Raw genomic sequence first — 402 nt, 5'->3', positions numbered from 1 at the left:
GCGCGAGATCGGTGAGCTTCGTCGTGCCTTCACCCGCCTCGTGGAGCGGCACCACGTGGTGGCACTCGATGTAGCCATCGCCGCGCTCACCGTAGACCTGACCGAAGTCGAAGCCACAGGCATCGCAGGCCAGCGTGCCACCCTTCTTGAGCACCGAAGCGATCTTCTTCTTGCGGAGCCCCTTGTTGCGCTCACGCGTACGGTGGCGCCGGTAGAGCACACGGCCTTCCGGAGCGCTCGACTCCTCGTCGTCCTCTTCCTCATCCTAGGGAAGCACAGGCTCCAGGACCCCTGCCCGGAGTCCGTCGCGAAGGAGCTGCGCCGCCTGCGCCATTTCCGCTGGACGATCAAGGAAGTCCTGCAACACTTCGCGGTCCAGCCGACCACCGTTCGTCGGGTTGC

The 402-nt window shown here is 65.4% G+C and carries 1 pseudogene; it reads right to left on the bottom strand.

Annotation, left to right across the window (positions count from 1 at the left end):
* A pseudogene (locus tag ACLWS4_RS37660) lies at positions 1–402 on the bottom strand (HNH endonuclease); the annotation flags it as partial.

The sequence above is a fragment of the Kitasatospora sp. SC0581 genome (assembly GCF_048159585.1).
Taxonomy (GTDB): domain Bacteria; phylum Actinomycetota; class Actinomycetes; order Streptomycetales; family Streptomycetaceae; genus Kitasatospora.
This window is presented reverse-complemented; position numbering and strand designations above follow the sequence as displayed.